This window comes from Methylobacterium sp. E-041, assembly GCF_022829665.1.
Classification (GTDB): domain Bacteria; phylum Pseudomonadota; class Alphaproteobacteria; order Rhizobiales; family Beijerinckiaceae; genus Methylobacterium.
Map to the genome: position 1 here is coordinate 1 of NZ_JAKSYQ010000116.1, position 8,932 is coordinate 8,932.

Below are 8,932 nucleotides of genomic sequence, written 5' to 3' on the forward strand. Positions count from 1 at the left end.
GGCGCTGGCGGCCAAGGTCGGCGACCACGTCGAGATCGCGGTTGAGGCTGAGGACGGGACGCGGTTCAAGATCCGCTCGTCGTCCGAGCAGCTCGACGCGCTGGTGGGCGACCTCGACGGCATCCTGGATGCCGACGACGCTGACGCCGCTTAGCATCCCCGGAACGGCGTCACCCCCGAACGCTTCCCCAACGTTCCCCTGGAGAACGTCCCTCGAAGAACGAGCCCTGCCATGATCCACGCCGATACGCCGATGCCGGGAGAGGATCCCGGCGCCCTGATCGAAGATCCCGCCCGCCTCGACGAGGTCGTCCCGGCGACCGAGGAGGACATCGAGGCCGATCCGCAGCCCCAGCCCAACGTCCCGACGGAAGACGATCCCGAGGTCAAGGACACCGAGGTTCAGCCGACCTGAGAATCCTTGCGCAAACCGATCGAACGGATGCGCGCGGGTACGAGCTCGCGCGCATCCGTCGTTTCGCATCTAGAAGAGCGCGACGAGCCCGACGCCGAGGACCATCAGCACCCCGCCGAGGATGCGCCAAAGGCTCGCGGGATGGCGCTCGAACCCGACCCAGCCGAAATTGTCCAGGACGATCGAGGTGGTCACTCCCGCCGTCACCAGCAGGCCGAGGAACGGAGCCGCACCGATCTGACGCGCGACGACGAACTGCGCGAGGATGATGCATCCGCCGAGGATGCCGCCGAGCCACGCCCACCACGGCATCGCCGCGGCCTGCGCCACCGTCGGCCACGCGAGCTTGCCCGCGAGCAGGCCGACCACGAGGATGCAGGTGGCCGTGCCGGCGACGACGATCAGGCCCGCCGTCAACGATTCGTCCAAGCCCTTCGACAGCGCGCCGTTCTGCCCGGCCTGGACGGCGTTGGCGACGCCGGCGAGAAGCACGAAGCCGTAGAGATACCACATGGTCGCGATCTCGCATGATGAGATCTGTCGACATAGGGCGCCGAGCTTAGATGCGGATCGATGGGACCGGCGACATCTCGTCCTTCGTGCCTCTCGTGCACAATTCGACGGGCGGGAAACGCCGAAGATATTTCAGAAGCGCGAGCTTCATAGGCCTGCGACGCGACGCATCAACGGCACCGGCCGACGAGGATTCGCCGCTTCGAAAGGCCGCCTCGTCGTCGACGTCGCCGCCGACGCGTGCGCGGAGGCCTTCGCCGTCGCAGGTTCGGAAGCGGATCGAACGGGAACGGCGCTAATCGCGAAGTGCCGCTGCGAGCTCGGCGAAGGCGTCGGTGCTCGCGGGTTGCCAGGGGTCTTGCCGAAAGGCCGCGTAGATCCTCGGAATGACGATCATGGCCTGGTCGAGCTCTGGGTCCGAGCCGGCGTGATAGCCGCCCATCACGCGCAGGTCGCGGGTGTCCTCGTAGCGCATGATCAGGTTCTTCAGGGCGCGGACGAGGTCCCTCTGCTCCCGTGTCCAGACCAGGTCGGCAAGCCGGGAGATCGAGCCGAGCAGGCTGATCGCCGGATAGCGGCCCTGGTCGGCGATCGCCCGGTCGAGCACGATATGGCCGTCGAGCGTGCCGCGGATGCTGTCGGCCACCGGGTCGTTGTGGTCGTCGCCATCGACCAGGACCGAGAAGATGCCCGAGATCGTCCCGCCGCCCTCGATGCCCGGCCCGGCTCGTTCGAGGAGCCGCGGCAGATCGCCGAACACGCTGGGCGGATAGCCGCGCGCCACGGGGGGCTCGCCCGCCGCCAAGGCCACGTCCCGCGCGGCATGGGCGAAGCGGGTGACGGAATCCACGATCAGCAGGACCGATTGCCCGCGGTCGCGAAAGTATTCCGCGACCGCCATGGCCGTCTTCGGCGCCTGACGACGCATCATCGGGCTCTCGTCCCCGGTCGCGACGACGACGACGGATCGCGCGCGGCTCGCCTGGATCGGGCCTTCGAGAAACTCGCGCACCTCGCGTCCGCGCTCGCCGACCAGGGCGACCACGACGGTGTCGAACCCCTCGCACCGGGCAAGCATCGCGAGCAGGGTCGATTTCCCCACGCCCGATCCGGCGAAGATGCCGATGCGCTGCGCCGCGCAGAGCGCCGTGAACAGGTCGACGGCCCGTACCCCGGTCCTGAGCGGGCGCTCGACCCGCGACCGCTGCATCGCGGGCGGCGGGTCGGCGTCGAGCGGCATCGGATGCCCGCCGGCGGGCAGGTCGCCCAGCCCGTCGACGGGCTGCCCGAGGGCGTCGACGACCCGGCCCTTCCACGCCTCGCAGGGGCGAGGGTCGCGGGCGCCGACACGGTAGGCCAGCATGTCCAGGCCGACCTCCACCTTCGCGTCGAAGAGCTTGAGCAGCACGCCGTCGCGGTCGATGCGGATCACCTCGCCCTGCTGGGGCCGATCGCCCGCCGAGACCTGCATGCGATCCCCGAGCTTCAGCAGTGGAGAGCTGATGCCGATCCGGCAATGCGCGGCGCCGACCTCGCGCACCGGGCCGCCGATGCGGACCAGGGGCTGCTGCTGCCGTTCGGCCAGCGCCTGCGCCAACCTGTCGAGCGCGTTGATGGACAATTCCGTACCTCTCCGGGTCGTGTCTGGCGGTGATCGCTTCGAGCGGGCCGCGCTCGCATCCCGCGCGAGGAGGCCATCGGCGGAGCTGGGTCGAGCCTGCTCCCGGCGGGACTCCCCGGGCGGGAGGCGCGGCCGGCGCCGGCCTCAGGAGGCCGGGCCGAGGGTGCGGATCGCGTTCTGCATCGAGGATTCGGTCTCGGCGACCGCGGTGGCCGCGCTCTCGAAGTTCCGCGTGATCATGATGAGCCGGGACATCTCCATCACCGGATTGACGTTCGCGCCCTCCTGGAAGCCCTGCTGGACGGAGACGGAGGTCGCGCCGACCTGATTGAAGTCGAGGACCGCCTGTCCGGGCGTGCTGGACGAGACCGCCGCACCATTCACCCGCGTCAGGACCGCTCCGGGATCGAGGCGGAACACGCCGAGCGCGCCGATCTGGTCACGGCCCTGGGAGATCATCCCGTCGCGTCCGATCGCGATCGGGCCGTTCTCGGGGTTGACGGAGAGCGGCGATCCGCCGGGATCCAGCAGGGCGCGCCCCTCGAGGTCCTGAAGCTCGCCGGCGGCGGAGAGCTTCATCCGGCCGTCGCGCGTGTACACCGGGCCGGACGGACCTCTGACCGACAGCCAGCCGTCGCCCTGGACCGCCACGTCGAGGGGCGCGTCCGTCTTGATCAGGGGACCCGTCTTGCGCGAGACGAAGGTCGAGCCCGGCGTCGAGAAGGCGACGTCGCGCCCGCCCGCCCGCGACAGGATCGACTCGAACTTCACCTCCTCGGCCCGGTAGCCGCTCGTCGCGAGGTTCGCGACGTTGCTCGCCACCGTGTTCAGGCGCTGCTCGAGGGCGACCTGGGCGGAGAGGGTCACGTAGAGGGCGGATTGCATGTCAGAGAGCTCCGAGCCGAATGTTCTGTAGCTTGAGCAGAAGATCGGTATCCATGTCCGGGCTCGACGGATTGAAGAGCATCAGGGCCGGCGATTGCGTCGTGTCGTTCCGTACGTCCCAGATCGCCGTGAAGCGGCCGATGAAGGCGTCGAGCGCGACGGGGTCCTTCAGGCTCGCGACGTCGAGCTTGCGCCCGATCAGGGCCGCTTGCGCATCGATGTTGGACCCGGCCACCTCGGCCGGCAGCCCGAGCGCGGTGCGGACGACCTCGCCGAGCGCCTTGTCGGCGAGGATGCCGAAGATGGACTTGATCTGCGGCGCCTTGCGCTTGAAGTAGAGCGCCAGGCGCACGCCCTCGTCGTCCGCGCCGGCATCGGACTCCAGGGTCTGCTGAACGTACGCCGCGACGGTGTTCTTTCCGGCCTCGGGCCGCGCGGTGGTCTTGTCGCCGTATGTGTTGAAGTCGAACGCGGCGACGAAGTCCTTGTAGCGCGAATCCGACAGGCGGTTGGCGAAGCTGTTGGCGTCCGTGAGGCCCCCGGTAAGGGCCTTCTTCGTGAAGGCCTTGGCGTAGATCATGTCGTCGAGGCCGTATGCCTTCATCGCGAACGTGTAGAGGCGCGTGTCGGCGAGCAGATCGTCGATCGTCTTCACGTCTCCGATGCGGCTGTTGTAGTAGTCGACCTCCCGCTTGACGGAACTCTCCGATGCCGTGCGGTCCAGCGCCTTCGGCATGTTGGCGGAGATCCGCCGGTAATCCGTGAAAGTCGATGACATCGCAGGCATCCTCGGGAACCCGCGATGATTTATCGCCGCTGGCTTGCCCGAGCCTTGCCGGGCTTCGAGGGACGGCCGGGCATCGCGCGCCAGCCCGGCGCAAGCAAGCGGATCTAGAACCTGCCGCGGCAGAGGTTGCCGCAGGGAGGGATACGATCCGTGGGCGTGATCATCGGCTTCATCATCGCGGTCAGCTGCCTGCTCGGCAGCTTCTACGGGATGGGCGGCCATCTCGGTGCCATCTGGCAACCGTTCGAGTTCCTGATCATCGGCGGGGTCGCCTTCGGCGCCTTCGTGATCGCCAATCCGGCGAAGGTCGTGCGCGACTCCGGCAGGGCGCTCGTCGACGCGCTCGTCGGCAGGGTGCCGAGCCACGCCGATCACCTCGGGCTGCTCCGGCTCCTCTACGCCCTGATGCGCGAGCTGCGGGCCAAGCCGAGGAACGAGGTCGAGCAGCACCTCGAGAACCCGGCGCAGTCCGAGATCTTCAAGGCGTTCCCGTCCGTCACCCGGGATCCCGGCCTGACGACCTTCATCTGCGACTATGCCCGCCTGATCCTGATCGGCAATGCGCGCCCTCATGAGATCGAGGCGCTGATGGACGAGGAGATCGGCACCCATCGGCGCGATCGCCTGAAGGTCTACAGCTCGCTCATGACCGTCGCGGAAGGGCTCCCCGCCCTCGGCATCGTCGCGGCGGTGCTCGGGATCGTGAAGGCGATGGGCGCCCTCGACCAGTCGCCCGCCCTGCTCGGGAGCCTGATCGGGGCGGCGCTGATCGGGACCTTCACGGGGATCTTCGTCTCCTACGGCATCGTCAGCCCGCTGGCGCACAAGGTGAAGGCCACGCGCGAATCCCAGTGGCGCGCCTACATCATCGTGAAGCAGACCCTGCTCGCCTACATGAACGGCGCCCTGCCGCAGATCGCGGTCGAGCACGGCCGAAAGGCGATTTCGTCGGCCGAGCGCCCGACCATCGACGAGGTCGAGAACGCCACCACCTCCGGCGGCTCGCGTGGCGAGACGGTGCAGCGCGAGCGAGAGGCCGCTTGAGCATGGACAAGATCCTTCCCGCGAACGAGATCCGCGACCGGCTTCTCGATGCGGCCGGGCTGTCGCTCGACCGCCTGCCGATGCTGCACGTCATCCTCGACCGCATCGCGACGTACAGCGCCGACCAGCTCCGGCACTTCGCCGCCTCGCCGATCTACTTCTCGCTGAGCGACGTCACGAGCCAGCGGCTCGGCGACATCCTCGACCCCTACGAGTCGAACGCCATCGCCGGCATCTTCCACGCCCCGGAGTGGGACAGCCACGTCCTCGTCGGCTTCGATCGGGACTTCATCTTCACGATCATCGAGGTCCTTCTCGGCTCGGACGGATCCGAGCCTCCGTCGGACGAGGAGCGGAACTTCTCCAACATCGAGCTGCGCGCGGCGCAGCTGATCTTCGATCAGATCGGCAAGGCGATGCAGGCCTCCTTCGCCCTCGTCGCGAGCACGCCGTTCGCGCTCGAGCGCATCGAGACGCGCATGGACTTCGCCGTCATCGGCCGGCGCAACAACCAGGCCGTCGTCGCCCGGTTCCTGTTGCAGGCGCTCAATCGCGGCGGCGAGATGTTCATCATCATCCCGCAGACCGTGCTCAACCCGATGCGCCAGAGCCTGGCGCGCGTGCGCGTCGGCGAAGCCTCCGCGCGGGATTCGCGCTGGACGAAGCAGATGGTCGGCGAGGTCCAGAAGACCTCCGTGTCGCTCCGCGCCATCCTGGAGGAGAAGTACCTGAGCCTCGGCGAGATCGCCGATCTCAAGGTCGGCCAGATCCTCAACCTGCAGGCGACGCCCCGCAGCCTCGTCAAGCTCGAGGGCAACGAGCAGGGCCTGTTCTGGTGCGACGTCGGGCAGGCGGATGGCTCCGTCGTGCTCCGCATCGACAGCTTCATCGATCAGGAACAGGAGTTTGTCGATGATGTTCTCGCTCGTTGAGGGCGCCCTGTTCGTCGCCCTCGTCGTGACGACGGCCTGCCTCCTGCCGATGTACCTCCGGCTCAAGCGCCTGGACCAGTACAACGCGCAGTACGGCGAGATGATCGGCGCGACCTCGCACACGCTGACGCAGGCGGCCAACGCCGTGCAGGGCTTCTCCGTGGATGGGCGGTCGATCCTCGAACGCCTCTCCCGCGAGATCGACCTCGCCGACGCGGCTCTCCGACGCCTCAGGGCGGAGCGGCTGGCCGCCACGGCCGCGCCGCCACTTGCCGGCCCCGGCGACGCCGCCGCCTGAGGGCGGCGACGCGCTCCGATCCCCCTTGCCATCAGGAGTCCATCATGACCGACACCACGACGTCCGCCGCCGAGCCGGCCGGGGGCCACAACGAGGCGCTCTTCTCCAAGATCGACATGGGGTCCCGCGAGGGACGAACCCGTGAGGAGCTGCTCGGCCATGGCCGCAACCTCGACTCGATCCTGCGCGTCCCCGTGATGATCCAGGTGGTCCTGGGCACGGCGACGATGGCGGTATCCAGCCTGATGAAGCTCGGTCGCGGCGCCATCGTGCCCCTCGACCACCGCGTCGGCGAGCCGGTCGACGTCGTCGTCAACGGCCGCGTCATCGCCCGCGGCGAGGTCGTCGTCGTCGAGGACGACAATTCCCGCTTCGGCGTCTCCCTGACGGAGATCATGGGGCCCCTGGCCACCGAACCCAACGCCTGACGGGGAGCTGAGGAGATGGCCGTCACCGCTGTGGGCAATGCCGTTCCGAGGCCGATGAGGGCCGTCGAGGAGGTCGCCGCGCTCCTCATCTCGATGAGCAAGGCCTCGGCGAGCCGCCTGGTCAAGTACTTCGACACGCGTGAGCTCAAGCAGATCACGCGCGCCGCCGCGCAGCTCGGCCCGATCTCGCGGCCGCAGATCGAGGCGCTCGTCGAGCGGTTCGCGGACGCGCTCTCGGACGGCGCCGGCTTGATCGGCACCGCCAGGGAGGTCGAGAAGCTGCTCGAAGGGATCCTCCCGGCCGATCAGGTCGCCGACATCATGGCGGACGTCCTGAGCCACACCAACCAGTCGATCTTGGAGCGCATCTCCAACGGCTCCGAGCTCGCGCTCGCGGCCTACCTGATGCGGGAGCATCCGCAGACGGCGGCCCTGATCCTGTCGAAGGTCAGGCCCGCCTGCGCCGCGAAGGTGATGACGCAGCTCCCGGCGGAGTTCAGCAATTCGGTCATGCGCCGCATGCTGACCTTCAAGCCGATCGTCGACGACACGATGCTCATCATCGAGAAGACGATCCACGAGGACTTCATGATCAACGTGTCGCGCAACGCCGGAACCGACACGCATGCGCGCATGGCCGACATCATCAACAAGATGGAGCGCAACCGCATGGAGGAAGTGCTCGACAATCTCGCGAAGTCGCGCCCGAAATCCGCCGAGATCCTGAAGGGGCTGCTCTTCACCTTCGACGACATCGTCCACATGACGCCCCGCGCGCGCACCACCCTGTTCGACCAGATCACCAACGATCGCCTGATCCTGGCGCTCAAGGGCACCGACAAGCCCCTGCGCGACGTCGTGCTGGGAGCCCTCGCCTCCCGCGTCCGCCGCCTGGTGGAGCACGAGCTCGACGGTGGCGAGCCCGCCTCGCAGAAGGAAGTGCTCGAAGCGCGTCGCGCGATCACCGATCAGGCGCTCGAGATGGCGGCCAGGGGCGAGATCGAGCTGAACGCCGCCGAGGCGGACAGCACCTACATCAGCTAGCCACCCACGGGCGCACGATCCGCGTCCCGCGGGATCGGCCCTCCGCTGCCGCGCGATCGCATCCTCGTCGCGCGCGGCGTCCACCTTGCCGGAACCGTGGTCCAGGACGCCCGATCCTCATGTCCGACGACAAGGAGAGCAAGACCGAAGCCCCGAGCGAGAAGAAGGTCCACGATGCGATCGAGGAAGGAAACATCCCGTTCTCGCGGGAAGCGACGATCTTCGCATCGATCCTCGGCCTGCTCGTCGTCCTCGTCTTCTCGGCGCGCGAACGGACGTGCGTGTTCGTCGAGCGTCTCGCGCTCCTGATCGAGCAGCCGCGCAGCTTCTCCCTCGATAATGCGCAGGATGCGAGCCGCCTCATCCACGCCGTCGCCCTGGAGATGGGGGCGGAGCTCCTGCCGGCGCTGCTCGTCTTCCTGATCGCGCGCCTCGCCAGCTCGGCCTTCCAGAACATGCCGCGCGTCGTCGGCAGTCGCATCCAGCCGAAATGGTCGCGCGTCTCGCCGGCGGCCGGGTGGAAGCGGATCTTCGGCGTTCAAGGCTTCATCGAGTTCGCGAAGTCCGTCTTCAAGTTCCTGACGATCGGCGCGATGTCGGCGCTGGTCCTGCACGCCGATCGACAGAGAATCGTGGATGCCATGTTCGTTGACCCCGCCGGGCTGCCGGAACTTCTGCTGACGCTCTCGATCCGGCTGGTCTCCGCGGTGAGCGTGGCCACCATCCTTCTCGTCGCCGGCGACCTGGTCTGGAGCCGCGTGCGCTGGCGACGGGACCTCATGATTGTCCGACGTCAGCACCTGTGGGACAGATTGAGGGTCTTCACGAACGGAGGATGGCTGGTTCATCGTAGCCCCTGAGGAGCGAAGATGAAGCAGACATCCGGACCGGCCAAGAAGCCGGCAGAAGCGGTGATCAAGGACATCCGTCGGGCCACACGTCGGCAGTTCTCGTCCGAGGAGAAG

11 protein-coding genes are annotated in these 8,932 nt (G+C 68.0%); 7 read left to right on the plus strand and 4 right to left on the minus strand.

All coding sequences use genetic code 11. The features are described from left to right. The first annotated feature begins 232 nt into the window (after positions 1 to 232). Positions 233 to 415 (plus strand): hypothetical protein, encoded by a 183-nt coding sequence (locus MKK70_RS10675; RefSeq protein WP_147726123.1) that lies wholly within the window; start codon positions 233 to 235, stop codon positions 413 to 415. A gap of 69 nt (positions 416 to 484) precedes the next feature. Here MKK70_RS10675 and MKK70_RS10680 read toward each other — a convergent pair whose 3' ends face one another. From MKK70_RS10680 to MKK70_RS10695, 4 genes are all read right to left on the minus strand, one after another. Beyond that, a complete protein-coding gene (locus tag MKK70_RS10680; protein WP_147726122.1) occupies positions 485 to 928 on the minus strand; it encodes a DMT family transporter in 444 nt (147 codons plus the stop codon). A 295-nt stretch (positions 929 to 1,223) separates the two neighbouring features. Beyond that, on the minus strand, positions 1,224 to 2,549 hold the full coding sequence (gene fliI / locus MKK70_RS10685; protein WP_243947538.1) for a flagellar protein export ATPase FliI: 1,326 nt from the start codon (positions 2,547 to 2,549) through the stop codon (positions 1,224 to 1,226). A gap of 144 nt (positions 2,550 to 2,693) precedes the next feature. After that, a complete protein-coding gene (gene flgF, locus MKK70_RS10690; RefSeq protein WP_243947540.1) occupies positions 2,694 to 3,434 on the minus strand; it encodes a flagellar basal-body rod protein FlgF in 741 nt (246 codons plus the stop codon). 1 nt (position 3,435) lies between these two features. Then, positions 3,436 to 4,212 (minus strand): DUF1217 domain-containing protein, encoded by a 777-nt coding sequence (locus tag MKK70_RS10695; RefSeq protein ID WP_243947542.1) that lies wholly within the window; start codon positions 4,210 to 4,212, stop codon positions 3,436 to 3,438. A gap of 159 nt (positions 4,213 to 4,371) precedes the next feature. Here MKK70_RS10695 and motA point away from each other — a divergent pair, with 159 nt between their 5' ends. From motA to MKK70_RS10725, 6 genes are all read left to right on the plus strand, one after another. Next, on the plus strand, positions 4,372 to 5,265 hold the full coding sequence (gene motA / locus MKK70_RS10700; protein WP_243947544.1) for a flagellar motor stator protein MotA: 894 nt from the start codon (positions 4,372 to 4,374) through the stop codon (positions 5,263 to 5,265). A 2-nt stretch (positions 5,266 to 5,267) separates the two neighbouring features. Then, positions 5,268 to 6,197 carry a flagellar motor switch protein FliM gene (locus tag MKK70_RS10705; protein WP_243947546.1) on the plus strand — a complete coding sequence of 310 codons (930 nt, stop codon included), beginning with the start codon at positions 5,268 to 5,270 and terminating at the stop codon, positions 6,195 to 6,197. Then, positions 6,178 to 6,495, plus strand: coding sequence for a hypothetical protein (locus MKK70_RS10710; protein ID WP_243947548.1), 318 nt, complete (start codon positions 6,178 to 6,180; stop codon positions 6,493 to 6,495). The genes MKK70_RS10705 and MKK70_RS10710 overlap by 20 nt, the downstream gene beginning before the upstream one ends. Before the next feature lie 116 nt (positions 6,496 to 6,611). Continuing rightward, a complete protein-coding gene (gene fliN, locus MKK70_RS10715) occupies positions 6,612 to 6,923 on the plus strand; it encodes a flagellar motor switch protein FliN (RefSeq protein WP_243947554.1) in 312 nt (103 codons plus the stop codon). A 15-nt stretch (positions 6,924 to 6,938) separates the two neighbouring features. Beyond that, the gene (locus MKK70_RS10720; protein ID WP_409568262.1) at positions 6,939 to 7,967 is read left to right on the plus strand and encodes a flagellar motor switch protein FliG; all 1,029 of its coding nucleotides are present in this window, start codon (positions 6,939 to 6,941) and stop codon (positions 7,965 to 7,967) included. A 119-nt stretch (positions 7,968 to 8,086) separates the two neighbouring features. After that, positions 8,087 to 8,827, plus strand: coding sequence for an EscU/YscU/HrcU family type III secretion system export apparatus switch protein (locus MKK70_RS10725; RefSeq protein WP_243947552.1), 741 nt, complete (start codon positions 8,087 to 8,089; stop codon positions 8,825 to 8,827). The last annotated feature ends 105 nt before the right edge of the window (positions 8,828 to 8,932 follow it).